The sequence below is a fragment of the Streptomyces lancefieldiae genome, assembly GCF_031845825.1.
In the GTDB taxonomy this organism is placed as follows: Bacteria; Actinomycetota; Actinomycetes; order Streptomycetales; family Streptomycetaceae; genus Streptomyces; species Streptomyces lancefieldiae.
This window is the reverse complement of record NZ_JAVRFH010000040.1, coordinates 1-26,076: the sequence shown is the minus strand read 5'-3', so window position 1 is coordinate 26,076 and position 26,076 is coordinate 1. Positions and strand designations below refer to the sequence as shown.

The 26,076-nt window shown below is 69.5% G+C and carries 31 protein-coding genes and 2 pseudogenes; 21 read left to right on the top strand and 12 right to left on the bottom strand.

Translation table 11 applies throughout. From position 1 onward, the window contains the following. Positions 1-169: 169 nt before the first annotated feature. The 4 genes and pseudogenes from RM812_RS43115 to RM812_RS30050 all read left to right on the top strand — a co-directional run bounded on the left by RM812_RS43115 (position 170) and on the right by RM812_RS30050 (position 4,207). Entirely contained in the window at positions 170-430 is a 261-nt protein-coding gene (locus tag RM812_RS43115) for a RapZ C-terminal domain-containing protein (protein WP_394816538.1), read from the top strand. Positions 431-534: 104 nt separating this feature from the next. Further along, positions 535-741, top strand: a pseudogene (locus tag RM812_RS30060) (site-specific integrase); the annotation flags it as partial. 8 nt (positions 742-749) lie between these two features. Continuing rightward, a complete protein-coding gene (locus RM812_RS30055) occupies positions 750-1,721 on the top strand; it encodes a tyrosine-type recombinase/integrase (protein WP_311579244.1) in 972 nt (323 codons plus the stop codon). After that, positions 1,718-4,207 (top strand): tyrosine-type recombinase/integrase, encoded by a 2,490-nt coding sequence (locus RM812_RS30050; RefSeq protein WP_311579242.1) that lies wholly within the window; start codon positions 1,718-1,720, stop codon positions 4,205-4,207. Before RM812_RS30055 ends, RM812_RS30050 begins: the two co-directional genes overlap by 4 nt. Positions 4,208-4,267: 60 nt before the next feature. On the opposite strand, the gene RM812_RS30045 is transcribed toward RM812_RS30050, so the two are convergent. Then, entirely contained in the window at positions 4,268-5,008 is a 741-nt protein-coding gene (locus RM812_RS30045) for a Type 1 glutamine amidotransferase-like domain-containing protein (RefSeq protein WP_311579239.1), read from the bottom strand. 322 nt (positions 5,009-5,330) lie between these two features. On the opposite strand from RM812_RS30045, the gene RM812_RS30040 reads away from it, so the two are divergent. Next, positions 5,331-5,858 (top strand): hypothetical protein, encoded by a 528-nt coding sequence (locus tag RM812_RS30040; RefSeq protein ID WP_311579236.1) that lies wholly within the window; start codon positions 5,331-5,333, stop codon positions 5,856-5,858. A 61-nt stretch (positions 5,859-5,919) separates the two neighbouring features. Here RM812_RS30040 and RM812_RS30035 read toward each other — a convergent pair whose 3' ends face one another. Both RM812_RS30035 and RM812_RS30030 read right to left on the bottom strand, forming a co-directional pair. Beyond that, positions 5,920-6,894 (bottom strand): ParB/RepB/Spo0J family partition protein, encoded by a 975-nt coding sequence (locus tag RM812_RS30035; protein WP_311579233.1) that lies wholly within the window; start codon positions 6,892-6,894, stop codon positions 5,920-5,922. After that, positions 6,891-8,039: a ParA family protein gene (locus RM812_RS30030; protein ID WP_311579230.1), complete on the bottom strand. Its 1,149-nt coding sequence runs from the start codon at positions 8,037-8,039 to the stop codon at positions 6,891-6,893. Before RM812_RS30030 ends, RM812_RS30035 begins: the two co-directional genes overlap by 4 nt. Before the next feature lie 187 nt (positions 8,040-8,226). Between RM812_RS30030 and RM812_RS30025 the strand changes: the two genes are divergently transcribed. The 3 genes from RM812_RS30025 to RM812_RS30015 all read left to right on the top strand — a co-directional run bounded on the left by RM812_RS30025 (position 8,227) and on the right by RM812_RS30015 (position 11,301). Continuing rightward, positions 8,227-9,363 (top strand): IS701 family transposase, encoded by a 1,137-nt coding sequence (locus RM812_RS30025; RefSeq protein WP_449657850.1) that lies wholly within the window; start codon positions 8,227-8,229, stop codon positions 9,361-9,363. 267 nt (positions 9,364-9,630) lie between these two features. Next, complete coding sequence (locus tag RM812_RS30020; protein WP_311579227.1) at positions 9,631-10,155, top strand: hypothetical protein; 525 nt, start codon at positions 9,631-9,633, stop codon at positions 10,153-10,155. A gap of 150 nt (positions 10,156-10,305) precedes the next feature. Further along, on the top strand, positions 10,306-11,301 hold the full coding sequence (locus tag RM812_RS30015; RefSeq protein ID WP_311579224.1) for a DUF4238 domain-containing protein: 996 nt from the start codon (positions 10,306-10,308) through the stop codon (positions 11,299-11,301). A gap of 431 nt (positions 11,302-11,732) precedes the next feature. Here RM812_RS30015 and RM812_RS30010 read toward each other — a convergent pair whose 3' ends face one another. Next, a complete protein-coding gene (locus RM812_RS30010; protein WP_311579221.1) occupies positions 11,733-11,930 on the bottom strand; it encodes a hypothetical protein in 198 nt (65 codons plus the stop codon). A gap of 219 nt (positions 11,931-12,149) precedes the next feature. On the opposite strand from RM812_RS30010, the gene mobF reads away from it, so the two are divergent. Both mobF and RM812_RS30000 read left to right on the top strand, forming a co-directional pair. Continuing rightward, positions 12,150-13,910 carry a MobF family relaxase gene (gene mobF, locus RM812_RS30005; RefSeq protein ID WP_311579458.1) on the top strand — a complete coding sequence of 587 codons (1,761 nt, stop codon included), beginning with the start codon at positions 12,150-12,152 and terminating at the stop codon, positions 13,908-13,910. After that, the gene (locus RM812_RS30000; RefSeq protein ID WP_311579218.1) at positions 13,907-14,254 is read left to right on the top strand and encodes a hypothetical protein; all 348 of its coding nucleotides are present in this window, start codon (positions 13,907-13,909) and stop codon (positions 14,252-14,254) included. The genes mobF and RM812_RS30000 overlap by 4 nt, the downstream gene beginning before the upstream one ends. A 582-nt stretch (positions 14,255-14,836) precedes the next feature. Here the strand turns inward: RM812_RS30000 and RM812_RS29995 are convergent. From RM812_RS29995 to RM812_RS29985, 3 genes are all read right to left on the bottom strand, one after another. After that, positions 14,837-15,280 carry a hypothetical protein gene (locus RM812_RS29995; protein ID WP_311579215.1) on the bottom strand — a complete coding sequence of 148 codons (444 nt, stop codon included), beginning with the start codon at positions 15,278-15,280 and terminating at the stop codon, positions 14,837-14,839. A 9-nt stretch (positions 15,281-15,289) separates the two neighbouring features. Further along, positions 15,290-15,439, bottom strand: coding sequence for a hypothetical protein (locus RM812_RS29990; protein ID WP_311579212.1), 150 nt, complete (start codon positions 15,437-15,439; stop codon positions 15,290-15,292). Between the two features lie 69 nt (positions 15,440-15,508). Next, positions 15,509-15,946, bottom strand: coding sequence for a hypothetical protein (locus RM812_RS29985; protein ID WP_311579209.1), 438 nt, complete (start codon positions 15,944-15,946; stop codon positions 15,509-15,511). 301 nt (positions 15,947-16,247) lie between these two features. Between RM812_RS29985 and RM812_RS29980 the strand changes: the two genes are divergently transcribed. Both RM812_RS29980 and RM812_RS29975 read left to right on the top strand, forming a co-directional pair. Continuing rightward, complete coding sequence (locus tag RM812_RS29980) at positions 16,248-17,327, top strand: replication-relaxation family protein (RefSeq protein ID WP_311579206.1); 1,080 nt, start codon at positions 16,248-16,250, stop codon at positions 17,325-17,327. A 79-nt stretch (positions 17,328-17,406) separates the two neighbouring features. After that, positions 17,407-17,698, top strand: a pseudogene (locus tag RM812_RS29975) (hypothetical protein). 10 nt (positions 17,699-17,708) lie between these two features. Here the strand turns inward: RM812_RS29975 and RM812_RS29970 are convergent. Next, positions 17,709-17,933, bottom strand: coding sequence for a hypothetical protein (locus RM812_RS29970; protein WP_311579203.1), 225 nt, complete (start codon positions 17,931-17,933; stop codon positions 17,709-17,711). Positions 17,934-18,020: 87 nt separating this feature from the next. Between RM812_RS29970 and RM812_RS29965 the strand changes: the two genes are divergently transcribed. Further along, a complete protein-coding gene (locus RM812_RS29965; protein WP_311579200.1) occupies positions 18,021-18,632 on the top strand; it encodes a hypothetical protein in 612 nt (203 codons plus the stop codon). 10 nt (positions 18,633-18,642) lie between these two features. Here RM812_RS29965 and RM812_RS29960 read toward each other — a convergent pair whose 3' ends face one another. Then, complete coding sequence (locus RM812_RS29960) at positions 18,643-19,164, bottom strand: DUF6233 domain-containing protein (RefSeq protein WP_311579451.1); 522 nt, start codon at positions 19,162-19,164, stop codon at positions 18,643-18,645. Positions 19,165-19,437: 273 nt separating this feature from the next. Between RM812_RS29960 and RM812_RS29955 the strand changes: the two genes are divergently transcribed. Further along, positions 19,438-20,064, top strand: a complete 627-nt coding sequence (locus tag RM812_RS29955; protein ID WP_311579197.1) for a TIGR02391 family protein — start codon at positions 19,438-19,440, stop codon at positions 20,062-20,064. 64 nt (positions 20,065-20,128) lie between these two features. After that, positions 20,129-20,671 carry a hypothetical protein gene (locus RM812_RS29950; RefSeq protein ID WP_311579194.1) on the top strand — a complete coding sequence of 181 codons (543 nt, stop codon included), beginning with the start codon at positions 20,129-20,131 and terminating at the stop codon, positions 20,669-20,671. A 69-nt stretch (positions 20,672-20,740) separates the two neighbouring features. Here RM812_RS29950 and RM812_RS29945 read toward each other — a convergent pair whose 3' ends face one another. After that, complete coding sequence (locus tag RM812_RS29945; RefSeq protein WP_311579192.1) at positions 20,741-21,445, bottom strand: hypothetical protein; 705 nt, start codon at positions 21,443-21,445, stop codon at positions 20,741-20,743. Positions 21,446-21,685: 240 nt separating this feature from the next. Between RM812_RS29945 and RM812_RS29940 the strand changes: the two genes are divergently transcribed. The 5 genes from RM812_RS29940 to RM812_RS29920 all read left to right on the top strand — a co-directional run bounded on the left by RM812_RS29940 (position 21,686) and on the right by RM812_RS29920 (position 24,045). Further along, entirely contained in the window at positions 21,686-21,961 is a 276-nt protein-coding gene (locus tag RM812_RS29940; protein WP_311579190.1) for a hypothetical protein, read from the top strand. Next, entirely contained in the window at positions 21,921-22,463 is a 543-nt protein-coding gene (locus RM812_RS29935) for a DUF6879 family protein (RefSeq protein WP_311579188.1), read from the top strand. Before RM812_RS29940 ends, RM812_RS29935 begins: the two co-directional genes overlap by 41 nt. A gap of 16 nt (positions 22,464-22,479) precedes the next feature. Next, the gene (locus RM812_RS29930; protein ID WP_311579185.1) at positions 22,480-23,328 is read left to right on the top strand and encodes a helix-turn-helix domain-containing protein; all 849 of its coding nucleotides are present in this window, start codon (positions 22,480-22,482) and stop codon (positions 23,326-23,328) included. A 94-nt stretch (positions 23,329-23,422) separates the two neighbouring features. Continuing rightward, entirely contained in the window at positions 23,423-23,605 is a 183-nt protein-coding gene (locus tag RM812_RS29925) for a hypothetical protein (protein ID WP_311579182.1), read from the top strand. Positions 23,606-23,649: 44 nt separating this feature from the next. Further along, positions 23,650-24,045: a DUF6415 family natural product biosynthesis protein gene (locus RM812_RS29920; RefSeq protein WP_311579179.1), complete on the top strand. Its 396-nt coding sequence runs from the start codon at positions 23,650-23,652 to the stop codon at positions 24,043-24,045. 190 nt (positions 24,046-24,235) lie between these two features. Here RM812_RS29920 and RM812_RS29915 read toward each other — a convergent pair whose 3' ends face one another. Further along, positions 24,236-24,928: an ATP-dependent DNA ligase gene (locus tag RM812_RS29915; RefSeq protein WP_311579176.1), complete on the bottom strand. Its 693-nt coding sequence runs from the start codon at positions 24,926-24,928 to the stop codon at positions 24,236-24,238. Positions 24,929-24,946: 18 nt separating this feature from the next. Continuing rightward, positions 24,947-25,156, bottom strand: coding sequence for a DUF6207 family protein (locus RM812_RS29910; protein WP_311579172.1), 210 nt, complete (start codon positions 25,154-25,156; stop codon positions 24,947-24,949). A gap of 277 nt (positions 25,157-25,433) precedes the next feature. Between RM812_RS29910 and RM812_RS29905 the strand changes: the two genes are divergently transcribed. Continuing rightward, a partial coding sequence (locus tag RM812_RS29905; protein WP_311579169.1) for an HNH endonuclease family protein occupies positions 25,434-26,076 on the top strand: 643 nt, incomplete at its 3' end.

Below are 26,076 nucleotides of genomic sequence, written 5' to 3'. Positions count from 1 at the left end.
CCGGAGCGCCGCGCCCGCCCTTCCTGGCCGAGCGCGGCGCTCCGCACGTCCCCGCCCTTCACCCCTGAGCAGGAGGCACCCTTGCATCCGATCCGCCTGATCTCCTTCGGCTACCTGCACCTGCCCACCGGCCCGGACGGCTCCCCCCGTCCCGCCCGCCGCCGACCGGATCGAGGACGTACGCGACCGGCTCCGCGACCCGGCCGCCGCCCGCGACATCCTCGACCTCGACGGCCTCAGCCCCCGCGTCCAGGACGTCGTCCTCAACACCCCCGGCGCCCGCGAGCTGCTCGCCAACCTCGCCGACTACGCCGACCTCCCCGCCGGCCCCCGCCGCATCGCCATCGGGTGCGCGGGAGGCCGGCACCGAGGTGTTGACCGGACTACCGCACGACACGCCGGAGATGAGCACATCCCCCGCATGGCCTAGTCGGTAGACGTTGCGCATCCGAACGACGAAGGAGCGCAACGAAGTTGGACGCAGCATCTCGTGAAATCCAGTTGATCCGCCTGCCGCGATGGGGGCGGGTAGCCGTGGGAGCCGGGGCGGTGCCCTGGCTGGTCTTCGACGAGGAGGGGAGAGCGGTGGAGCCGATTCGCAGGTTCCTGATCGACTTCGTCGCTCGGGACAACCGGCCGGGCAGCGTCCGCAGCTACGCCTTCGATCTCCTGCGCTGGTGGCGATGGCTTCGGGTGGTCCAGGTCGAATGGGACCGGGCCACGTCCGTCGAGGTGCGCGACTTCGTGCTGTGGCTGCGGGTCACGACGAAACCTCGGACGTCGGCGCGGACGCACTCGGCGGCGACCGCGGGGGGACGACCAACACGATCACGAAGAAGCCGTACCTGGACGACCTCTACAAGCCGCGCACGATCCGGCACAGCAACGCCGTACTCCGCAGCTTCTACGAATTCTGGATCGAGTCGGGCAGCGGCCCGCTGGTCAACCCGGTGCCGCTGGCCCGGAGCGCGAGGCGCCGCCCACATGCCCATCACAACCCGCTGGATCCCTACGGCGGCGAGGGCCGACTGCGCTACAACCCCAAGATCCCGCGCCGGCGTCCTCGGCAGATGCCGGACGAGCGGTGGAACGAGCTGTTCGCGGCCCTGCGGTCCAACCGGGACCGGGCGATCCTCGCGCTCGGTATCAGCAACGCCGCCCGAGCATCCGAGCTCCTCGGGGTCCGCGGTGTCGATGTCGACTGGGGTGACCAGCTGGTACGCGTCGAACGCAAGGGCTCCCAGGCTGAGCAGTGGCTTCCCTCCAGCCCGGAGTCGTTCGTCTGGCTGCGGCTCTACCAGAGCGAGGGCCCGCCGCTGGACCCGCAGGCCCCGCTGTGGTGGACACTCCGGCGTCGTGACCATGGCGCCGGGCTGGCCTACCAGCCGATGAACTACGAGGCCCTGCGCGCGGTGTTCCGCCGGACCAACGCCCTGCTGGGCACGAACTGGTCGATGCACGATCTGCGGCACACCGCCGCGCTGCGGATGTCCCGCGACAAGCGGCTGTCGCTGCGGGACGTGCAGACCATCCTTGGTCACGCCAACCTGAGCACCACCGCCGACGTATATCTCGTCGAGGAGGAAGAGCAGGTCATCGCCCGGGTTCAGGAGTACCTCGCCGACCGTGAGGAACGCGCGAAGCACCCCGCGCCGACCGCTGTCGCGACCGGTTACGAGGCAAGCGACCTGGCCGTGCTGTTCGGGGGTGGCCAGGCGTGACGCGACAAGGAAGCCGCCGAGCCAACTCCGTCCGCCGGGCCGGAACCGGCCCCACGCCGGCGAAGCCGTTGTTCATCGAGCACGACCTCAAAGCGGACAAGGAACGTATCGGCCCGCACGACCGGCTCACCCGAGACGAGGTCCTGGCGCTGCTGCCGACCTCGCCGCTCTGGCCGCAGAGAACGTACAGCCGCGGCATGTGGCCAGGAACTATCCGGCTCGCGGGGGCAACCAAGATCCTCGACTGGCTGCTGACCTTCCCCGAAGACGGGTGGCAGGGACGGTGGCTCGCGGCCGGGGCGGACCAGGGCAAAGAGCTGATCCTGGCCCTCAACGAGGACGATCCGCGCTGCAAGGAGTCCAGGCGCAACGAGCTCATGATGGGCCTCAACAGTCTGCTTATCAGCCGGGTGGTTCTCCCGCGCTACGTCTTCCTGCGCGGCTACAAGGCGATGCGACTCTTCAAGGACGTCCAGCAGATGTTCCCCGCCGGGCAGCTGGACCGAATGCGCGACTTCGGCGCCGAGATCGGCATGACGCCCCGCCACATCGACGAGGGCCTGCGCGTCATCTCCTCGATCATCCTGCACACGGGCCGGGACCTCGCTCAGCTCACCGCCGAGGACGTCTTCTACCTGCGGGCCGTCGGACGGCGGGAGACCGGTGAGGCATACGTGGGTACCCACAGCGCCTGGGACCTGCTGCGGGGCGCCGGTGTCATCGACTCGAAGGACACCCTCAAGGACGCGCTGCGCCACGGGCAGCGGCCCACCGCCGAGCTGGTCGACGCCTACAACATCCAGTCCACGCAGGTCCGCAACCTGCTCGTCCGTTACCTCGAAGAACGCCGCCCCGGGATCGACTACGGCACCTTCCGAGGACTGGTACGCGAGCTGGCCGGCGTGTTCTGGGCGGACATCGAGGCACACCACCCCGGCATCGACACCCTTCGTCTGCCCGACGATGTCGTCGACGGCTGGAAACAACGCCTGGTCACCTACGTCAACAAGAGCGGAGAGGTCAAAGAGCGCCGCTCACGCATCGACGTCATGATGCGGGTGCGCGGCTTTTACCTCGACATTCAGGAGTGGGCCCACGACGACCCGTTCTGGGTCCAGTGGGCAGTGCCAAGCCCGATCACCCGGGGCGACGGCGCCGGGAACCACAAGATCATCAAACAGACCACATCCCGGATGCACCAGCGAGTCCGTGAGCGGCTGCCCCATCTTCCCGTGCTGCTGGAGACAGCCGAGCGAGTGCACCGAGAGGCCGTCGCTCTGCTGGAGGCCGCCCGCGCCACCCCGTTCAACGAGACCTTCGAGCACGGCGAGACGAGATACCTGCGGGTTCTTCCCAAGGTGAACCAGGTGCCCAGCCGCCTCGACCACGGCTCACCGCATGTCTACATCAAGGAGGTCGACAGCAGCGAACGAAGGATCAACCAGAGCCTCGTGGAGGATGACGCCTTCTGGGCCTGGGCGATCATCGAGACGCTACGGCACACCGGAGTTCGCGCCGAAGAACTGACCGAGCTCACCCACCTCGCGCTGGTCTCCTACAAACTGGCCGACACCAACGAAGTCGTCCCGCTCCTCCAGATCGTTCCCTCCAAGAGCAACGAGGAACGGCTACTGCTGGTCAGCCCCGAACTGGCCAGCGTCCTGGCCACGATCATCAAGCGCCTGCGCGACGCCAACGGCGGGAAAGTCCCGCTGATCTCCCGCTACGACTCGCACGAGCGTGTCACGGGCCCCCAGCTGCCTCACCTGTTCCAGCGCCGCCCCTACTGGCAGCCGCAGGTCATGAGCGAGGCCGGCATCAAGCGCGCACTTGACCGCACTCTGGAGGCCACCGGACTCCGCGACCAGGCCGGCGAGCCGTTGCGCTACACCCCGCACGACTTCCGCAGGATGTTCGCGACTGAGGCCGTCACCGGCGGCCTACCCGTTCATATCGCGGCCCGAATCCTTGGTCACAAAACACTGACCACCACCCAGGCATACCTTGCCGTCTTCCAGGACGACCTGGTGCGCACCTACCGGGGCTTCCTCGACCGGCGCCGGGCCGAACGTCCCCAGGAGGAATACCGCGAGCCGACTGCGGCGGAGTGGCATGACTTCCAACAGCACTTCGAGCTCCGCAAGGTGTCCCTCGGCACCTGCGGACGGCCCTACGGAACCCCCTGCAAGCACGAACACGCCTGCATCCGCTGCCCGGTCCTCCAGATCGACCCCCGCCAGCGTGGCCGCATCATCGAGATCATCCAGAACCTCCGCGACCGCATCCGCGAAGCCCGCGGCAACGGCTGGCTCGGAGAAGTCGAAGGACTCCAGGTCAGCCTCGACGCCGCTACCGCCAAGCTCAACAGCCTCAGCCGGACTCGGGCCGACGGTCGGCCACAGCTGGTCGACCTCGGCATGCCCGTCCTCACCGACCACGCACCGTCACCTGCGCCGGGACTACCAGAACACGAGCCTCAAGGCTGATTGCTTCCGCACCCACGCGGCCGTCGGCCCCGCACCAGGCGGGGCCGCTCTCTCACCACTTCACGCGGTTGAAGTGGGCTGTTGTGCTGCGACGAGCAGGCGACACTGCATGGCCTGCTCGTCGACTCCGCCATCCTTGCCGGGCTCTACCCGATACAAACAGGCCTGAGGCGTACGCGTCACGGAGTCCGTCAGCAGACCGCCCGTGAAGAGGGCGCCGACACCGTCCTCGACTGCCCAGCCGGCCGGAAGCGCGCGGTCTGCCACGGCTGCCTGATAGGACAATCGCCGGCCGGGCTCACTGTCGTAGTGCGGGCAGACCGAGCCGGACAACAGGCCCAGCCCGTCCGAGAGGTGAGTCAGCGGCCCGAAAGAGTCGGTGTGCGAGCCCTCGGCCCAGCAGTTGGCACCAGCGCTGATGCCGCACAGCAAGGTCCCCCGGTCGAAGGCCTCGCGAAGTAGCCGGTCCACGCCGTGCGCGCGCCAGACCGCCAGCATGTTCGCGGTGTTACCCCCACCTACATACACGACGTCTTGAGAGAGCAGGAACGTGCGCAGGGCGTCGTCATCGAACTCCCGCCGAAAGAGATGCAAGACGCTGGGCTCGCAGGAACGTGACTGGTACGCCCCGAAGAACTGCTCGATGTAGGCGGGGGCGTCGCCACTGGTTGTCGGAATGAAGCACACCCTGGGGCGAGGAACGGGCACCTGATCGAGCACCCAGTCATCCAGCAGCCCATCGTCGTCGGTGGAGAAGCCGCCTCCAAGGAGAGCCAAACGACGTTCCGGAACGACAGACACGAGGGTGCCTCCTCAGATCAAGATTCAGACGCGCATGATGCCCTGAACCGTGCCAAGCCATCGGCTCGGTCCGCAATCGAATAGCCCCTCTGACTGCCCGAGGCCCCATCCATCCAGGGCAAGCCACGGCCACCGCAGACGTCGAATGGCGGCAATCAGGTCAGTCCGCGACCCACTCCTTAGTCCGGAAAAGTGCCAGCGGTCTCACCGAACTCCTGGCCCGAGCACTTCGGGACCGCGGCCGCCAGGTCGACGTCGAACACCTCCACGTCCACCTGCCGCGCGTCCTCAAGGCGGCCGACACCAGCAATGGAGCGAGCGCATGATCACCACCGGCCTGTACGACCTCGTGACCAGCGAGGGCGACGACGGCACCATGCACCCCGCCGAACAGCTCTGGACACCCGGCGAGGACGCAGCGGAGAACGGCTTCATCGTCCATCGCGGCCTGTACGTCACCGGCATCGACGACCCGACCGAGGACCGCCTCTTCCCGATCGGCTTCGTCGTCCTCGGACACCAGCGGTGGGCCGACATCATCGAGGCCGCCGCCGCGTACATGGCCCGCGTCCACGGATGGCGGAACCTGCACCTCTACCCGGGCGACGACCCATCGGAGCTCATCCCCCGCATCCCACGCGCCGTCCTCACACACGGCGTCTTCTTACGGCACCCGCACCCCGACCACGGCTGCGCCTGCGAGTGGGACGACACCTGGCGAATGATCTGGACACCCAGCACCGAACCCGGCGCCGTCCCGATCACCGCCATGCGGCACCCGGCCGCCCCGACGACCGCCGCCAGCATCCCCAACCCCGACTCAGGCGCACCTGCGACCTGGGCAACCTGACAACCGAAGGCCCGGCACCTCCCGCAGCTCGATCTGGGGGCGGTGCCGGGCCTTCTTGCGATCAGCTGTCGGCCATGAGGAGTAGCACGAGTTCCTCGCGGTGCTCGGCCGACATGTGGGCGCGAAGCCGGTCGTTGAACCACTTCGGGTCGTTCCACGGGAGGTCCGGCCCCCTGTCGTCCGTGTGCTCCCCCTTAACCGGGTTAAGACCGACGGTGCCCGTCCCTTCGGCTTCCCCCGCGCCAGCCGCCTGCGAGGGGATCGAAGAAGCCGCCGAGTCCACGGACGGGACACTCGCTTTCTTGGACCGTGGCTTCCGGGGCGTCTTAACCCGGTTAAGGGCTGCGGCGGCCTCGGTCTGCTGCTGGTCGGCAGGGAGTCGACCGATGCGGCGTCCATCCTTGACGGTCAGCTCGCCGGACTCGACCTTCTCCTGCAGGTCCTCGCTCAGCCCGAGCAGCGCCAGGCGTTGCGACACCCAAGCCCCCGACTTCCCGAGCCTCTTGGCTACCTTCTCCTGGCTGCCGTGCTTGCTGAGGAGTTCCTGGATGGCCTTTGCTTGGTCCAGCGGGGGGACGTCGACCCGGTGAACGTTGGCGATCAGCGCGCTCTCAAGCATGTCCTCCGCGCTGGCAGCGAGATCGTCGTTGACGTCGATCCGTAGTTCTGCCAAGCCCGCGACGGACGCGGCCGCCAGTCGCCTGTTGCCGTCGATGACGACGTACTCAGCCGCCCCGATCTCCTCTTCCAGGTCAGGGTGGGCGGTCAAGAAGGCTGCTCGCCTGACGACCGCGACGGGTTGGAGCTGGCCCTTCTCTTTCAGGGAGGCTGCGGTCTCTTCGATCTCGGTCAGCTCATCGCGAGGGTTGAGCGGATTGTGCGCCAGCACGGACAGCGGCACAGCCGCCGGCGGGCGCTTCCCCTCCCCGCTCATGATCTGCTGCCGAGTCCGGATCCGACGGGGTGCAGGTTTCGAGTCCGAGCCGTCCTCATCGATGCTGAAGCCGCGGGTGACCCGCTGCGTCGGGGGCGTCATACGGCCAGCTCCTTAGCCAGATCGCGCATCACCTGTGCGTGCTCACTATCTGGTGCGTACTCCAGCAGCGGGATCTCACCGTCTGCCGCCTCACGCCCCTCCTTGAGATCACCGATTACGGCAAGGACGGAGGGGGAGCTGCTCTTCTCCCACTGGTCCTTGTTCTCCTTCACGAGCTTGCCGCGGCGGCTGTCGTAGGCGTTGATGATCAGGCCCAGGTAGTCGACCTGGATGCGACCTTTCCGGCAGAGATCGTCCATCTGGGACTTCAGGAGCCGGAAAGCTCGGTGCGATGCCTTGTTGGCCCAGACGGGCGTGATGACGCCAGAGCGGTCGGCGAGTTCACCGTCGCGACGTCGTACGTAGTACAGGGCGGTGTCCATGTTCAGCCCGAGGCTGGGCGGTCCGTCGATGATGATGACGTCGTAGTCCGCCTCCAACGGCTCCAGCGCCCGCTCTAGCGCGGCCTCGCTGAAGCTCACCTTAGACAGAGCCACGTCGCGCAGGAACGCGTCGTCAGACGCTGGCAGCAGATGAAGCCGTTCCCCAAACCGCTCCCCGTCCAGGGCCACCAGCAAGTCATGAATGTCGCCCTTGGCGCTGCCGTCCATGTGCATCATCAGGGTTTCGACGTCGTCCTCGTACATGAGGTCCTCGAAGCCCAGCTCCGCCGTCAGATGCCCCTGCGGGTCGTAGTCGACCAGCAGAACCCGATGGCCGGCCTCCGCGAGAGCTTGTGCAATGCCGGAGGACAGGAACGTCTTCCCGACGCCACCCTTCTGGTTCGCCACTATCACCCGCACCACGGGCTGAGCCACCAACGGAGTGGTGGGGGAGGGGTGGTTGTCGAGCCACAGGGTGAGGGCCTGTGCCAGTCCTTGTACGTAGGTGACTCCGCGCTCCGAGCAGGCCGCCTTGAACTTGTCCGGCCCGCCGACTGGGAGAAACGTGCCCCAGGTCTTCGCCCCGTCGGTCCTGACCTCGGGCAAGCCCTCCGCTGAGTACCAGGCGTTGATCGCGTGCTCGGTCGCGTCCTGGATGTCCATTCCGTGCTCAAAGGCGCGGATCTTTAGGTGCCTACGTAGTTGGGGAGTGAGGGCTGTAATTAGCTTCTCTCGCTCTCCCCGAGGGCTGGGGATGCTCATGCGGCCTAACATTACTAGGAGATCGGTTCGGTGGGTACGGCCGACAGGCCGCCCGACCTGACTGCCCGCCCTCTTAACCCGGTTAAGGCTCCTCACGCTCACACCACAACGGCCAGGGCGGGGAGAGCCATTAATACTGCAGCCGCAGTTGATGTGACGGGTGCTCGGGCCTCTCGTTGAGCTGGGCATGGGTGGGGACGTCACGGTTGATGAGGTGCGCCGCTGGGCGGCGGGGCTGGATGTTCTGCATGCCCGGATCGGTGGGCATTTCCGTCGCTCGGAGCCGCGTCGGCGGGCAGGGGAGTATCTGCGCGGGCTGCTCGCGCCGTTAGAGCGAAAGAACGGTTGGACGCTGGCCGAGGAAGCGGGCGAGCTGCGCCCGGACGGTATGCAGCGGTTGCTGAACGAGGCCGACTGGGATGCGGCTGCGGTCCGGGACGAGGTTCGCGGCTTCGTGCTGGAGCGTCTGGGTGCCGAGGACGGCGTGCTGGCCGTGGACGAGACCGGCTTCGTCAAGAAGGGCGCCCGGTCGGCCGGCGTGCAGAGGCAGTACACCGGCACCTCTGGGAAGATCGACAACTGCCAGGTAGGGGTGTTCTTGGCCTACGCCTCCACGAGAGGGCGGGCGTTGATCGACCGGGAGTTGTACCTGCCCACCTCCTGGATTGAGGAGCCGGCCCGCCGGGCGGACGCGAGGATCGGTGACGAGGTCGCCTTCCGCACCAAGCCGGCGCTGGCCCGCACGATGCTGGAGCGGGCGGTTGCCGCGAAGGTGCCATTTCGCTGGGTGACCGGCGACGAGGTCTACGGCCAGGACCCGCTCCTGCGCGGCTGGCTGGCCGAGCAGCGCCTGAGCTACGTGCTGGCGGTCTCCTGCAAGCACCGGTGCGGGCCGCGCGGACAGAACGCCCGCACCGTCTCTGCGATCCTGCCGGAACATGCCTGGGAGATCCGCTCCGCCGGAGAGGGCGCCCACGGCCTGCGTGAATACGCCTGGGCCATGGTCCCAATGCCTGGCGCGCGCGACGACGGCTTCGAAGACGCCCTGCTGATCCGCCGCAGCCTCGCCGACGGCGAACGCGCCTACTACCTGGTTCACGCGCCCGCGAACACTCCGCAGACTGAGATCGTCCGCGCTGCCGGGGCCCGCTGGGCGATCGAGGAGTGCTTCCAGGCAGCCAAGAACGAGGCCGGCCTGGACCACTACCAAGTCCGTCAGTACCCGGCCTGGTACCGACACATCACCCTGGCCATGGCGGCCGCTGCCCACCTGACCGCCGTACGGACCACCACCGGTGAAAAGGGGGAGACAGCCGCGACCTGATCCGGCTGAGCGTGAACGAGATCCGCCGCCTGCTGAACAGGTTCGCTCACACCGCCCGGTACGAAGCCGGTCACTTCCTGCACTGGTCATACTGGCGCCGCCGCCATCAACACCGCGCCCGTCTCAGCCACTATCGCCGGCGAGGCCAACGACCCCCGTAGCACTGGCTGGATCCGGACTCCGGATCAGAACCGCCCGGGACAATAATGATCGCATTGTGCGCTGGGGGGGGGCTGCGTCATCTTTTTCTTGATTCTCGCTTGCGATGTGCTCTTTTGGATCTTCCTTGTGGGCGGTTTGGCCGCGCGCTACGCCGCTGGCTGGCGGATCCTCGGCGGCGCGCTGCTGCTGTGTGTCCCGCTGATTGATGTCGTGTTGCTGGGGGCCACCGTCCTGAGCATCCAGGACGGCGCTGAGCCAACGGTCTGGCACGGCCTGTCGGCGGCCTACCTCGGAATCACCGTGGTCTACGGCCACCGCACCGTCCGCTGGGCAGACGCGAAGTTCGCCCGCAGCTTCGGCGGAGCCGCTGCCGCGCGGCGCCCTGAGCTCCGCGGCCGCGCGGCCGTCGTGGACGCCTGGAAGTCCTGGCTCAGGTTCCTGCTGGCCTATGCGATCAGCGTCGGCCTGATCTTCGGCCTGGTGATGCTAATCGGCACCCTCGACGAAGGCGCTCCACTACTTGTCTGGCTCAACCCGCTCACCAAGGTCCTTATCTACAGCCTCATCTGGCCGATAGCGACCACCATCTGGCCCGGCAAGGCGTCGGAGACAGCGAAGGAGAACCGCTGACACCAGGCCACCCCACTCACCGGCCGTCGACCGGGCATGTGGCCGGTGGCCGCGGCCACCCGCTCCCGCAACTGCGGCTGCAGTATTAACAGGTCCAAGACGTCGAGCTGTTTACTGGCGCGAGCACCAGTCCGATGGAAGGACCAGAGCGTGGGCAGGGCGTCCCAGAAGAGGAAGGAAGGCGGAACCCGTGATCACACCGTTCCTCAGATGTACCTCCGCCACTTCGCCGAGCATCAGGCACGACGCCAGCACCTGTTGTCGATGCGGCGTATCAACGACCCGAGTCGGGTGATTCCAGCAGCGCCGAGCAAGATCAGCGTCGAAACGGGCTTCTACTGGGGCACGACCCTCGACAACATCCCCCACCACGCCTGTGAGGAGTTCTTCAGCCAACTTGAAGGAAGCGCTGACCCCGTACTCAAGACGATTCTGGATGACAAGGAGTGGGCGCTCACACCGAACTGGCCGCTCGCCCCCGAACAGCGTGGAGCCCTCGCCTGGTGGATGGCGGCTCAGGTCCTGCGTACGACCCGCCAGCGCAAGCGCCTCACGCAAGTCCTTCCCCCCACGGACAAGGATCACGAGCTTCCGGAGCACATTGGCAAGCTCGCTGCTAACAACCCACACTTGCACTACATAGTCGACAACATCGCAGCCCTGGCCGCCACGCTCTACGACCGTCCCTGGGGCTTGGGCTTCAGCGACATGTGCCTCCTTACGAGCGACGTCCCCGTAGCCGTCTGGAACCGCCCCGACGAGGATGATCAGATCCTGGCCGTCGCACAGAGCGACGTCATGCTCCCCCTGGACCCGCACCGACTCCTGTTCTTGCCGAGCCCCGCCCAGCAGAGAGCTGATCTCCGCAAGCGCGTCGACCACCTGCTCCACATCAAGGGCGCGGTAGGTATGGCCCTCGTTGGGATTGCCTGGGATATAGCCGAGCAGTTCGTCGTGTACCACCCGCAGCACGATCCCTGGAAGCATTGGAAGCCCGCCGGCCCGCGCCAGCCGCGGCCTTGGGCGGGCGAAAGCCATCCGGCCCCGCAGTACGCCCTTGAGTACCCGGTGTTTCCTCGAGATCGGAACATCGAGCGTCGTTGGACCGTTGAGCATCCGCCCCCAAAGGCTGCTGCCGTCGACTAACGACCTCGCCCGAGCGGTCCGTTAACGGCGAGGCTGGGCCGGGGCCGTACCGCTGATCTCTACGGCGTGGAGTGCCTTCGCGGAGGCCTTCGCGGAAGCTGCCGGTGCGCAGGTCCTCGACGAAGGCCGCCACGGCACGGCGGGATCGACGGCGCTGCCCCCGGGGTGAGGCGGTCCAGGTCGGCGGCGATGCGTGGCCGGGTCTCGCGGGTGGGAACGGTGAACCTTCAGGGCGCACGAGGCCCCCGGCCGAAGTCGGCCGGGGAGGCTGGTCGTGTTGAAGGGCGTCGGTGACGCGGTGCGCTCAGCGGTGGTGGGCGGTTGGGGAAGCGGTGCGTTGGTGCGCGTTGAATGGCGTTGGATTCGGCTCGGGTCGGATTCGTAGTGGGTGGTGCTGATGTGGTCGTGGCGCAGCATTCGCACGGTCCGGGTCAGAGGCCGTAGCGGTCGTTCATCAGGTCGTTCCACCTCTGCACGTTGGGCAGGTCGTTGGCGCAGACGGTGCAGTGGGGCAGGTAGTCGGTCCGGGTGGGGTACGGCACGTTCGAGTGGACGGTGACGGTCGGGCGCAGCGTGAGGGGCCGGCCGCACAGCGGGCAGAGGTCTCCGTGGAAAAGGTTCGTGTTCATGCGGCGGACTGTGCACACACCGGCGGCTTACCGTCTCGGGCTGGCCCGGCGGCCCGCCTGGCGGGCGCTGCGGTAAAGATCTCGTGATGCCCTCCCGCCCGGCGGGACGTACCCGGGCTCGCGCTTTCTCGCAGGTCAGCGCCGGGTTTCCATGGGCCGGTGATCAGCATGTCGGAGGTTCGCCCGGGGAACGGGTGGCGCTATCTCTTCCGCGGTGTGATGGTCGGCGACGGCTACCGCCGGGCGGGCACGCCGCTGCGCGCCGCCCAGGACGAAGCCGGTGTCCCGCCCGGCGTGTGGAAGGGCCGGGGCCTGGCCGCGCTCGGCCTGACGGCTGGGGACGTGGTGACCGAGCGGCAGGCCGAACTTCTCCTGGGGGAAGGCCGGCACCCGGACGCCGACCGGATCGAGCGTGAGCTGCTGGCGCAGGGCAAGAGCCCGGAGCAGGCCCGGCGGGTGACCGTGCTGGGCAGGCCCATCGAGCACAACCGCTCACCGAAGACCGACAAGGCCAAGGAGCGCATCCCCTGGCTGGCCTTCGACCTGACGTTCCGGCCCCCGCCGACGGCCCACATCGCGTGGGCCCTGATGGACGACCGGCACCGCCGGGTGCTGGAGCTGTGCAACGGCATCGCTCAGGACAAGACGCTGGCGTGGCTTGAGGAGTCGGTCGCGGAGATCCGCTGGAAGGCCGGCGGCAAGGAACGCGACCGGGTCAAGGACGGGCTGGTCGTCGCGGTGTTCCAGCACTACGAGTCCAGGGCCACGGAATCGAGGCCGCTGCTCCACGCGCACGCGGTCGTGTCGATCCGTGCCCGGCGGCCGCACGACGGGAAGTGGGGCAACCTGTCGGCGGACTCGCTGATGACCCACATAGTCGCCGCTGACACCCTCTACACCCTGTACTTCATGGAGGAGGTGTCCGCCCGGCTCGGGTGGGCGTGGGAGCCACGCGAGGTAACGCCCGGCCGCCGGCCCGTCATGGATATCGCGGGCATCGACCGACGTCTCATCGGCTGGCAGTCGACCCGCCGTCAGCAGATCGAGGACGCCCTGTCCGTCCTCACGGACAAGTACGAGGAACGGCAGGGCCATGCGCCGGGGGAGAAGGCCGGCTACGCGCTGGCCTGCCAGGCCGCCGACCAGACCCGCCCGCCCAAGCGCACCGAGCTGCTGTCGCTGAGCGAGCCCCGCAGGCGGTGGCGGGAATCGGCGATCCGGGCTTTCGGCGCCTGCACCGTCTACCGGCTCGCCGAGCGGGCGCGGGTGGCGGCCGCGGCGGTGTGGGCGCGGGTGCGGCCGGTGGTCGACGTCGCCCTGGCGGCCGTCGACGTCGTCGCCGTGGTGTACGTGATGCGCGGCGCGTTCAAACGCCACCACCTGCTCGCCGAAGCCCGCCGCCACCTCTCCTACGTCCTGCGCGGCCGCCCCCACGAGCCGGGCCTGGACGAACAGATCGTGCAGACGGTCGTCGACGACTACATCTGCCCGGCGAGCCGGCGGATGATGACCGCCGACCTGCGCGCCCTGTACCCGCGCGACACCGAGGACCAGGCCGTGCTGCGCCCGCTGACCCGCAAGCGGACCGCCCCGCCGTACGAGCGAGCCCGCCTCGCCGCCGACGCCCTGGCCGCCCGGGTCCACGCGGTGCGCCGTGCGGAGCGCCTGCGCTCCCGTACCCGGCCGCGCACCGTCGCCGTGCCCGCCGCCTCGAGGTCGCACCCGCGGCCGTTCCGCACCGGCCCGAAGGACGGCCGCCTCCTGGAGCCGGAGACCGGCGTCGACACGGTGGAACGAACGCGCCAGACCTTGGAAGCCGCCGCCGCGCAGGTGGCCGCCACGCTCCAGGACAGCCGGCGGGCACGCGAAGCCGCCCACGGCCCTCGCCCGCAGCCCACCCCGGCGACGACCCCGCCGCCGCGCACCCAGCAACCCGGCACCCAACCCGCGCCGGGCCGAACCACAGGAGGAGTCACGTGAGCACCCCGGAAGAGCGCCCCAACCCCGACGACGCACTCGCCCGCGCCCGTGCCGCCCGCAAGCAGATGGCCGCCGCGCTCGACGGGGACCAGGAGCACGAGGCCGATGAGCCCGTGCGATGGCAGTCGATCTGGAAGCGGCCCCGGACGCCGAAGTCGAAGGCCGCGAAGAAGGAGGCCCTGCGTATGCAGCGGCGGAGGCTCCAGGACGCCGCCAAGCGCAGACTCGCCGCAGGGAACTCACGCCGGCCCCGTTCCCAGCAGAGCCCGATCGGCAGCGCTGCCGCGCGCCGGGATGCCCGCGCCCTGTCCCGGGTGCGGCACTCCAACGCCTGGCTGTGGTAACGATGCCGGGCACCGTCCACCGAGTGGAGTCCACCCGATGCCGGGCGTCGCCACCGGATGCAGAACACCGAGTGGGCTCCACTCAGTGGGCTCCACCCGGTGGACTCCACCGAGTGGACTCCACTCCGGTGCGCCGGACGACGATGGACGCCACTGTGGTGCGCTCCGCGATGGTGCGCCACCGCACCCGACGATGCCCGGCACCCTCGCGCGCGTCGGTGCGCCGCACCCGATGCTCCGCACCGCACCGGTGCGCCCGCAGTCGGCCACCCTTGTTCGGGTGCGGGCCGGACGCGCACGACCCCTTGTCCGGCTCCGCTACACCCCCTTGTCTAGCTCTGCTACCGCGACGTTTTCCCTTGCCATCGCCGGTTTCGGCTCGCGATCAGGTCGCGGTCAAGGGGGTGTGTGATAGAGGAGCCCGCCCGGCCGTGCCGGGCCAGGCGCGGTGCGGCGATGTCGGGAGACCGCACCGCGGCTCCCGGCGGTGTGGTGCCGTGGCGCGGTGGAGCGCACCACGGTGGTGCGGTGGTGCGGTGGGGATGCGCGCCGGACCGCACCACCGCCGTCGCGAAGGTGCGGCTACGCGGAGGTGCGGTGCGCTGGGTGCGCCTGCATCGCCTGATTCAACCCCGCGGCCTCCAACTGGCGCAGGACGTCGGCGACGTCGCTGTGCTCCTCGGTGAGGATGTTCTCGGTGAAGCGGACGATGGTCTGGGCGATGCCCAGCGCACCGGCCAGGCACTCGCCGTCGCAGAGGAGCTCCAGCAGAAGCCGTCCGAGCGCCGCCGCCAGGAAGGAATGCGCGCAGGGCTCCCCGTCGTGGTCGTCCACGGCGGTGATCGGGATGACGATGCGAGCGGCGACGTCCAGGAGCATCCGGAGCACCTCCGGGCCCATGCCGTCGACGACCGCGCAGGCGGTGTCGATGTCGTCGGCCTGCAGCGCCCGGATGTAGGCGAAGGCAACGGCGACATCCTCCGGCTCCATCGGGGCGAGCGGCGTAGTGACGGTGTTCTCGGGCATGACAGCTCCTCACGTACGGGCCGCCTCGCTGATCGCGGCGACCTCGAAACCAGCCTCGAACTGCGGCCCTGTGGACAGAGTCCAGCCGTCGGCGGGGGAGAGAGCCCTCCCCGCGCCGTGCGCGGCGCCCCCCTTGTCCACCTCCGCTACCTGCGACATCCCGCACCAAAAGGGACAGCGCCCGGGGGAGGAGAGATCTCCGTCCCCGGGCGCTGCCCGGCTTGCGACTCAGTTCAGGCCGGAGCCGCTCCGAAATCCCGCGCCGACGTTGCCGCGGATGTCGTCGAGATACTGGCCCACCTGATCGACCTCCTGCATGCACTCGATCAGGAAGCCGGCCGCGATCCACGCGGTGTGCGCCCCGGCCCCGCTCGCGAGGCACCACCGCTTGAGGTACCGGCTCGCCACCGTCACCAGCTTCTCGGTGACGTACGCGGACTCGCAGTCGGCGTGCTCGTCGGGCACGGCGGTGAGGTAGTCGGCCAGCAGCAACGCACCGAACTCACCGATCAGCTGCGCCAGCTCCGGGCCGTCGGCGTGGAACTCCGCCAGCGCGGCCTTCTCCTCTTCGCTGCCCTGCTCCCGCCAGACCAGCTCCACGTAGTCGGCGGCCCGAAGGATCTGCTCCGGGGCGAGCTGGGGCACCTTCGGCGACGTCGTCTCCATGACGGCTCCTTGCTGTCCGCTGGCCGGATGCCTGGTGCGCCCGGCCGGTCGCCCTACGGTGCGCGCCCTGCCCTGTGGACAGAGACCGAGCTCCGGGACGCGGTGCGGGCGTGACTCCGGTCACGGACAAACTCGGACTGCAAGGGGCGGCCAAGGAGGAATCAGGCGCAGGTTGTCGGTGGCCGTCAGACGACGGTCAAGGGGTGCCTTCTCACGGTGGCTCCGGCCCGTGCGCAGATCCGCGCGCGGGCCGGACAACCGCCGACCCGGCCGCGTACGGCCGGAGAAACCCGAGGACGCGATGACCACCGCACCCGACCCGCACACCCCGCCGGCCCTGGCGGACACCGCTGCGACGGCAAGCCCCGCTCCGAGCCCCGCGACAAGCCCCGCTCCCAGCCCCGCAGGCTCCAGCCGTCGTCTGACGGTTGTTGCTGATCAGACCCCCGATTCGCCTGCCCCGACCGGTTGCAACTCCTCTTCTACAGGTACTGATGTACCTGGAGAAGCGTCCCGGCCCCGGAAGGCCGCGGCGACGAAGGCCGGCGCGGACCTCCGCGGCGAGGTCCTGCTCACCCTCGCCCGGCTGCGCCTGGCCACACCCCGCCAGCTGAAGGCGCTCCTGCTGCCACACCAGCAGGACACCGACCACGTCCGCCGCGCGCTGCGCAATCTGCTCGCCGAATCCCCGGCCCTGGTCGGCCGGACCCACCGTGCCCAGCAGAGCTACTGGTACTGCACCCCGGCGGGCCTCGCCGAAGCCGCCGCCTCCGGTGAGCTCGCATCGCCGGTCGGCCGGACGACGGGCAAGCGCATCGCGGCCAGCAAGACGGGCCTTCGGGAACACGGCCTCGCCCTGGTCGACACCGTCATCGCCTTCCACCAGGCGGAGGTGGCCGATCACGCCGACTGGCGGGTGGAAGTCGCCCACCCCACCCCGGCCGGGAACCTGGTGCCCGACGGCGTGGTGCTCCTGGCCAACGGCGCCAGCGCATTCGTGGAGATCGACCGCACCATGTCCTACGCCGGCCTGCTCGCCAAACTGGAGCGCTACGACGCCTACCGCAACGCACCGGCGTCCGGGCGCGGCAACGCCGCCCGCCCCCCGCGCAACCACTGGCAGGAGACCTACGCCGGTCCGTCACTGGAGCGGACCTTCCCGCTGCTGCTGTTCGTCTTCGCCCCATCCAAGCGCCGCGCGGCCCCGGAAACGAGGGAGGCCGCCTTCCACGACCGCGCCCGGCCGAACTGGCAGATCACCGTGGCGACGACGACCCTGCACCAGCTCACCCATGACGGGGCCGACCGGCCGGTGTGGCGGATCGTCGGCCGCGGCGAGGAGGACCGGCGGGTGCTGGCCGCAGCGCCCAAGCCGCGGTGAGCACAGCGGGCCCGGCCTCCACCCAGGCCGGGCCCGCCGGCTCTCCCCGGTTGTCGGTAGCGGCTGGGAAGCTGACCGGATGAACGGAGACGAGCAGCTGCTGAACGGCCGCGTCTACGGCGCGGAGCACGACGCCCCCAACCCCGGCCCGCTCCCGCACCGGACCTACGCCGAACTGGTCTGCGGCCCGCTGGACGGCCTGCTGCTGGACATCCACGGCTGGCGGACCGAGGAAGTAGACGACGGCGCCTAACGACGGAGCTGTCCCGGTGGCCCGGCGGCCGCGCCCTGTACGACCCACGCCCCGGCGAACCCCGTAGCCCGGCCCGGGTGTGAGCTGCCGCTTCTACTACTTCGGAGACACACCCTGACGCCCGCTGTCTACGGCCTGCCCTCGGTCAGCTGAGCGGCGGTGTTCTCGATCCACAGCAGCGTCCACTCGACACCGGCCCGCCACCCGGGCTCCGCACTGTCGTAGCGGCCTTCGGCGTCGGCGCGGATATTGGCGGCAAGGGCGCGCAGGTCCTTCTGCAGTCCCTGCCGCTTGGCCGTGTCCATGGCCTGGATCATCTCGTCGGTGATGTCACCGGGTCGCAGTGAGCTCATCGCCCCACCTTGGACGACGTCCCCCGCTGATGGCCATGTCTCCAGGGCGCTGACCTGTGACGTGTGGTGGCGATAGCGTCCTGCCTCATGACCACCACCGACACGATCGCGGCCCTGGCTCTGGCCGTCGCGGTCGTCGCTGCCGTTGCCGCCATCGGCTCCTGGAGAGCCGCGCGCAACGCCAACGGGGCCGCGCAGACCCTGTCCCGGATAGAGCAGCAGCGCCTGCACGCCGATCTCACCCCGCACTTCCGCTGCACGGTCGTGGCCAACGAGGCCCGCTCCACCGCCATGCTGCGGGTCCACCTCGAAGGCCCGCCCGGCCTGCTGTCCCACGGCACCATCGAGATCACCGCGTCCCTGCGCAACGACAACCCGCACCGAGGCGACGGGCCCCAGCTCGCCGGCACCCGGCCGCCCGAAGAGGTCCGCGCCCACATCTGGGGGCCGTGGAAGTTCAGCGCGGACGGACGCGACGACACCGGTCGGACGGTCGCCCCGCAGCAGCTGGCGATCGGCGAGTGGACGCGATACGGCCTGACCCCCACCACCCCGCCGCCCTGGTCGACGACCACCACGGACGCCTGGCACCGCGACTACGCGAACGAGCCGGTGCGCCTGAGCATCACCGCCAGGTCCAAGGGCAGCGAGTGGACCGTGCCGCTGGAGGTCCCCGTCACCATCGAGACCGGCTCCTGACCACGGCAGGTCAGGAGTCGGTGATGTGGTCGAAGCCGCTCAGCAGCGGCGTCAGCTCCTGAGCGCATCCGCACAGCGTGCACAGCTGAGTCCCCGGGTTCTCCGCGACGTCCAGGGCCCGCTGGACATCGAGCAGGGGCGCGCCCTCGGGTGCCTCTTCGCAGTCCGGTGTGTGCAGCACACCGCGGGCCGGGCCCCGCCCCTCGCGGACCTTTGCCAGGACCCAGCCCGATGGCCGGCGCTCCCCGAGGACCTCGCGGACCACCGTCGTCGGCGGCGCCGGCGGAAGAGGCTCGGTGGGGACCTGGTCGTAGTCGACGTCGTCGACCGGCCGCACGTGCTCGGGCGCCCGGACCCATACCCGGTACTCCGCCGCCTCCACGCCGCCGTCCTCGAGGTCCCGGTACGACGGCAGCCCCACGAGGTACAGCCAGCCCGCCTCGGTCTGCCGCCGCCTCCAGAGCCGCGCCACGACCTCCTGCTCCGGGTGCCCGAGCACCGGGTCGGCGGGCAGCACGACCCGCACCGGCACGGGTGCCGGCTCGGGTGCGGCGTCGGAAAGGGGCGTCACGATTCCTACCGTAAGCAGCCGCCGTGCCTCCGCCGACGCTGCTTCCGATTCAGGGCACCTGGTAAAGCGATCTCCTTTGTCGGTGCGTGCTCGTACTGTGACGACGTGACCTTTACCTACCACGCTCCGGTTCCCGCCCAGCAGGTACGGGAGCTACCGATACGGGATGTCGCCCTGCTTCTGCTCCGGCATCTGGCGAGCGGGAACGGGCGTGCTCTGCAGCTGAACAGCATCGTGGGCTCGACGGCGGCCCGCGCATACGAGGGCGAGCCGGACGTCGACGCGCTCCTCGATGTCCTGACTGATGCCTGGTCGTGGCTCGAGTCCCGGGCACTGCTCGCCCGGGACCGGACCCAGAACGAAGCCTTCCGCCGGGTCTCGCGCGAAGGAATGGAGCTGGCGAAGAACCCCACCGGCCTGGAGCGGTTCGAGGCCGGCGAACGGCTCTCAGGCCCGTTGCACCCGGCCCTGGAAGGGCCGGTGCGTACCAACTTCCACCTGGGCGAGTACGAGCTCGCCAGCTTCGCAGCCATGAAGGCAGTCGAAGTCGCCGTCCGTGAAGCCTCCGGACTCGACAACTCCTTGGTCGGAGTGCACCTCATGCGCGCGGCGTTCCAGCCCCACAAGAACGGCAAGGCGGGCGGGCCGCTGGCTGACGCCGAAGCCGAAGGCGGCGAGCAGGAAGCCGCCTCGGCTCTCTTCGCCGGCGCCATGGGCGCGTACAAGAACCCGCCCAGCCATCGGACCGTGAAGTTCGACGACCCGATCGAAGCCGCTGAGATCATCCAGTTCGCCGACCTGCTGCTACGCCAGGTCGACCGGGCCAAACAACGTGCACAGTCACCGCCTGACGCATCATGACAGCCAGGGAGAGAACGGCCGGGCGGCACATCCCGTACGGCTGACCATCTAGGGGAGGATCTACGTGCGTCTCGCAGACATACGGAACACCATCGAGCAGTCCACCAACGAGGACTGGCATCACATCGGGTGCTGGGGCGGCGGCTCCGGGCCCTCCTTCCACGACAGGTGGGAGCGTTGGGGCACGCTGGGGGGAGACGAGCTGAGCAAGTGGTCCCTGGACCTCGAGTCCCACGGGAACACCCTCGTGAACCGCGAGAACGTCGCGCTCACCATCGCCTGGGGCATCACCGTGAACAAGGGAATGACGCCGGACTGGAATACCTTCCCCGACGACAGGCCGGTGGACTATCAGGTGGGCGACGTCTTCTGGAACGGCGCCCTCGTCGACCGCCACCTGCTCGTCTCGGTCGACGGAGGCCGTGTCATCCTCCCGGTTCCCAAGCCCATCTACGACAAGCGGGAAGGCAAGACCATCGTGGCCCGCTTCGAGGTGACCCGCTTCGAGCGTGCCTTCGCCCGACTGGTCCACAACGCCGAACCGGGCGAGGACTTCGACCAGTACTACAAGGACGCGGGCTTCGTGACCGTCGACAACCCTGCCTGATCCGTGCGTGGGCGGTGCCGCGATGCGGCACCGCCCGAACCGCATACACACAAGCCACGAGCCGTACCCCTACGCCAGGGCGGCGGCCACCGTCTCCAGGACAGCGCGCTGGCGGGTGTCGATGGGCACGTCGGCCTGGCGCAGCGAGCGAAGCGTGGATCCCTCGGCACACAGCCTGCACAGCCCCATCAGCGGGAGCGGACCGGCCCCGATCAGGGTGTGCGAGGAAGAGCTCTCATAGACGGGCCGGTAGCAGCCAGGGCACAGGCGGCAGTCCTCGAGTTCGTCCGCCGGCGGCGCGTCCGGACCGAGCAGCGGCACGATCCGCAGGAGGTTCTCCCCTGCTTCGGCCCACAGCCCCATCGGTCGTTCCGCGCTCCGCTCGAAGACGACGTCGCCGTCCGGGTCCTCGGGAGTGCAGACCCGGGCCAGCGTGCCGACGCCTTCCTCGGGGTGGTCGGGCAAGAACGCCAGGGCGGTCCTGTGGCCGGGTCCCTCGGTCACGCCGAAGACGTTGCCGCGCCCGGCCGCGAGGGCCGCGCCTACCTCGTTCAGCCCGCCGTCGACGTCGTTACGCAGGCGCAGCGGCCACGAGGCCGGCACGCCGTCGATCTCGGCAGGGGAGGAGGTAATCAGGACGCCGTTGCCGGACTGGCGAACGTCCAGGTGCTGTATCCCCTCGGTGGAGTGGAAAGCGGTGCCGAACCACTCCGTGGCCGGCCGGTCGTTCTCGCCCCGTGAGCGGCGCGGCTTGTGCTGCTTGTGACGTCCCATGCTCTGCTTCGCAGACGTGCCCTGTGCGCGGCCGATCGGTCCGCTGAACCTCCAACCGGCAACCCGCCAGCCCCGGTACGCGCCGGTCCCACCGGCAACCCGTCCGGCCCATCCGGCTGTCGCTTTCGGCGCGCTTCTGTCCGTACGAGGGACTGACCCGGCCCCGGTCTTGACCGAGGGGGCCGGGACGCGGGACGGTCGGCGCAACTAAGCGCAACCGACTCGACACGGGAGTACGCGATGACGTTACGGTTCGTCGGGATCGACCCGAACACCGGCGGCGAAGGATCGCCCACGGTGTGGGTGGAAGAGGAGAGCTCGGATCTGATCTTCCAGGGTGAGGAGGCCGACGAACTCCTCAAGGCCGAGGTCGGCTCCGTTCAGTGGGTGCCCGGCCACAGGACCGGGATCCCCCCGCACGAGCGGGTGATCCGGATTCCGGCCCACATGGTGTCGATCGTGAGGGAGGCATGCGATGCGGCGGAACGAGCTGCTGGACAGCGCGACGTTCGCTGACCTCCTCGCGGCCACCCATCGCAGCGCCGTCCATCTGGAGATGCGCGACGTCTACGCGGTGGGCGACGAACGGGACGACTTCGAGAACTTCCTGCGCACCGGCGTCCCGAACCTTGACCCGGCCCGTTCCTTCTGGCCGCAGTGGATGCCACTCGTCAAGGGCGCGGTCGCCCGCGGTGTGGTGATGCGCCGCGCGCGGATTGTCTCCGAGCCGGTCACCGACTACATCCGCTACGAGCATGCCATCACTCCGCTCAACCTCCAGGCCGGGGAAGACGTGCGCTGGCTGCCCCGTCGTCACGCGAGCGACATTCCGCTGCCCGGCAACGACTTCTGGCTCCTGGACGGCCGCATCGTGCAGTTCCACCACTTCACCGGCGCCGGCGACTGGGCAACGGACGGGAAGGAACGCACCGACGCCCCGGCCGCGGCCGCACTGTGCGCCACGGCGTTCGAGACAGTGTGGGAGCGCGGCATCCCGCACGAGAAGTACGTTGTCTAGACCCCTTGAGTAGCCCGTGACCGTCTCTCCCTCCTCCAGCGCGCATGCCGCCCGTGAAGCGCTCGCCGTGCGGCTCACGCACCTGCGCAAGGACGCCGGCCTCACCGGGAAGGAACTCTCCTCCCGGTGCGGCTGGCACCCCGCTAAGACCACCCGCATCCAAAAAGGCGCGGCCGCGCCCTCCGACAACGACATCCGCACCTGGTGCGCGGCGTGCGGCGCCGACGACCAGGCCGACGACCTCATCGCCACCGCTCGCGCGGTCGACTCGATGTACATGGAGTGGCGCCGCCTGCACCGCAACGGCATGCGGCAGGTCCAGGAGGACTGGCTCGCCCTCCACGAGCGGACCCGCCACTGCCGGGTCTACCTCTCCAACGTGCCGCCCGGCTTCCTCCAGACGCCGGCGTTCGCCACCGCTCTGATGAACCAGATCACCCGCTTCCAGGGCACCCCCGACGACGTCGCCGAAGCCGTCGCGGCCCGGGTCGCCCGCTCCCGCTTCCTCTACGAGGGCGGCCACCGCTACGTCGTGCTCATGGAGGAGTCCGTCCTGCGCTACCGAACGGCCGACCCCGAGGCGATGCGCGGGCAGCTGCGCCACCTCCTGGCCGTGATGCCCCTCGCCTCCGTCTCGCTGGGGATCATCCCGTTCACCGCGCAGCGCACCGTGTGGCCGCTGGAAGCCTTCTACGTCCACGACGACACCATGGCCGTGGTGGAGACCCTCACGGCGGAGATCAAGGTGACACAGCCGCGCGAGCTCGACGACTACGCGAAGGCGTTTGCCGGCCTCGCGGAGATGGCTGTGTACGGCGTCGCCGCCCGCGCGCTCATCGAGGCCGCGATCGACGCCCTGGAGTGAAGTCCCGCAATTCTCCGCAACTTCGTTGAGGGCGCGGACTGTAGGTGCGTAGCGTCGACGGCACCGACGGACCAAGCCGGAAAGGCGGGGCTTCATGCGCGTACACACCGACTCCACCGCCCCGGCCGGGGAGGGCCGCGGCCTCCAGTCGCCCGCCTACGGCGTCCCCTCTCCGGCCCTGCTGGCCCGCGCGGACTGCGGCTTCGCCCGGTTCCTCGGCCAGCACGACGAGGACCAGGACGACGGAGCCGACGGCGGCGAGGACACCCAGCGGTGACCGCCGGCCACCCGCACACGACGCTCCCGGCAGCGAGGCCCGCCATGCACACCAGCAGCCACACGGTCCTGCACGACCCCGACGGCCTGATCGAAGCCGGGCTCCCGCTCGATCGCGAACCGTACGAGAGCCTCGTCAAGGCCGTCCTCGCCTGGACCGACCAGGACACCCTCACCGCCCGCGACCTGGAGCAGATCGCCCTCCAGCTCACCGGCCACGCCCGCGCCGTCGCCTCCGACGTCCGCCGCCGCGCCGACCAGATGCCCAAGGACAGCGGCCCCCGGGCGCTCGCCGACGTCGTCCTGCGCGAGGCAGAAGGCCGGCTGTCCGTGCCGATCGAGGGCACCGTGCGCTGCGTCCAGAACCGCGCCCGCCTCGTGCGCGCCCTCTACGAACGCCTGGACCGCCTGGAGGCCGCGGCCGTCACCCGGACCGTCTGACCCATCGACGCTGAGGCGAGCCGGCCTGCGGCCCGTCAGGGAGCGGAGCCCTTAGCCGCCTTGTCCATCGCCGAACGGCACCACTGCAGTCCAGTGCCGTTCGGCGAGACGTCGCCCACCTCGTGGAGCACCAGGAGGTGGCTGCCCGGAAGGGCCGCCGTTGAGGCCATGGCGGACAACAGCCCTTCGGCTAGCGCGGTGCCGTCCCGCTCGGCGAGCGACTGGGCACCATCAGCGTCCGCGGGTCGGTCAGGGACCCGGTGACCGCGCCGACGATCGCCTCACTCGTCTCGCGGACCTTGTACTTCTCCCACCCCCTCACCGACGGCTTATAGGCATCGGTGAGCCGCTTGAAGACCACGCCCTCCATCCCGACCGACGCCCAGGACAGCCACTCGTGCACGGTGTCCGGGTCAGTGGTCGACGGACACAGCGCCCACGGGGCCAGGAGCCGGCGGTCGGCGAACACCGACTCCAGCGCCGCCCGCCGCCGCCAGTACGGCCATTCCGTCGTCACGGTCCCGGACAGCCTGAGCAGATCGAACGCCACGAAGTGGACCGGCCACTCCTCAGATGCCCGGACCGCACCGGCACCCCGCCGGGCGAGCCGGTTCTGCAACCGCTCGAAGGCGAGACGACCTGCGGTGTCCCACACGACCAGCTCGCCGTCCATCGCGGTCGCATCCGGCAGCTGCACGGCTCCGGCCACAATCTCTGAAAACGCCGGCCCCGTCTCCGTGCCACGCCGGGAGCGCAGCACCACCCGGCCCGCATCCACCGAAACGACCGCCCGGAAGCCGTCCCACTTGGGCTCGCCCGCCCAGCCCGGCCGCAGATCAGGGCTGGGTACGCTCAGCATCGGCTCCGGCAGTGTCCACGTCACCCCGGATTTCTTCCACCTCTATGAGTCGGGCCGCTGGCGCAGGTCGAGGAAGCAGCGCAGCCGTACACCCGGCTCGCCGGGCTCGCGGGTGGTGCGGTCTGCCGGCGCGATCGCCCACTGTGCGGCGAGCAGTTCCTGGACCGCGAACGCTGTCTCGTCATCGGCGGCCGCGACCTCCACCACCGCAAGTCCTGGCTCCGCCACGTGCCCGTCGTTGATCGGCCTCATACCCGGCACGACGCCCTGACGCTCGCCGAAGTTTCCCGTCCGGGCAGCGTCACCCGGACTGAGTACGGCGAAACATGCGTGCTGACCTTCCGCCGCGCGATCGCGTACCGCCTGATCAGCCCCACATCCCTGGCAGCCGACCAGCGGCACACGTCCCACTGCCGTGTGCTGCAGGAGCACCGTGCCGCGCCGGTTCCGGTACGACCTACCACCCACACGGGCGGCGCACTCGCGGAACACCGGACAGCGCCCCCTCGGCGGCCGCTATCAACGGCTCATGCTCAAGACCATGCTGCGCGGCCTGGCCGCCGCATCCCTCGCCGTCCTGCCCCTCACCGTCCCCGCGCCCGCGCACGCGGCGGAGACGCTCCCACTGGCTGATGCCGTCGCCGCCCTGCCCGTGGATACCGAGTCCCGCGACGGCTACAGCCGGACCGCGTTCCGCCACTGGAACACCGGCGCCGATCCCTCCGACGGCTGCTCCACGCGGAACGAGGTCCTGATCTCCGAAGCGGTCGAACCACCAACTGTCGGACCGAACTGTCGTCTGACGGGCGGGCAGTGGTGGTCGTACTACGACCAGGTGTGGGTGACGTCTGCCTCGAGCCTGGACATCGACCATATGGTGCCCCTGGCGGAGAGCTGGGACAGCGGGGCGTCCGGGTGGTCGGCGCAGCGTCGTGAGGCGTATGCCAACGACCAGGGCGCCGAGGCCAGTCTGGTGGCGGTCACGGCACGTTCGAATCGTGCGAAGGCGGACCGGGATCCTGCCGAGTGGCTGCCGCCTGCCGTTGAGGTGCACTGCCGGTACGTCGCGGAGTGGGTGGGCACGAAGCTGCGCTGGAGCCTGGCGGCCGATGAGACGGAGGTGGCGGCCCTGCGTGAGGTGGCGGCCGGGTGTTCGGACCAGAGTGTGACGT